This is a genomic window from Dellaglioa sp. CoH-57-MRSF-18 (assembly GCF_056781995.1).
In genome coordinates, this window is sequence record NZ_JBXAXX010000083.1 from 1 (window position 1) to 450 (window position 450).

At 49.6% G+C, this 450-nt stretch carries 1 protein-coding gene; it reads left to right on the forward strand.

Translation table 11 applies throughout. The features are described 5' to 3' along the window. Positions 1-202, forward strand: a 202-nt coding sequence (locus AC1RPG_RS08180) for a hypothetical protein (RefSeq protein ID WP_481762495.1), incomplete at its 5' end; no start/stop codon positions are given. Positions 203-450: the final 248 nt, after the last annotated feature.

Consider the following 450-nt stretch of genomic DNA (forward strand, 5'->3'; position numbering starts at 1 on the left):
TCAACCCAAGTTGAATTGGGAAACGTCGGATGCCCAGTGGGTGGACGACATCGAGGACGTTAGTCCTCTGCATCCGGGCGTAGAAGCCCTGCTCAACGACGACACGTCGATGGCCTCTATCGCTTATTTTCGTGGCCAAGAAACGTACCGTGAACCGCATGAACTAGAAGGTGGACAAGATGCCAACGAATCAAATCCGTAAAGATGCACGTGAGCCGTGAAAACACTGCAAAAATAATGAAGAAATGCCAACAAAACGAGTAAAGCAGGATGTGCAATTTTATGAAGAACAAACTCGGAGTACACCATGGCTCGCACATTCTCTTCATTGGTTCGCAAACAGGCACGAGAGCTTCAGGCGCATTCTCGCAACAGGCTCAGTCTTGACCCGCTCTACTACGTTTATGCACTGCTCGATCCGCGTAGACCGGGCTCTTACTTGTATACAGT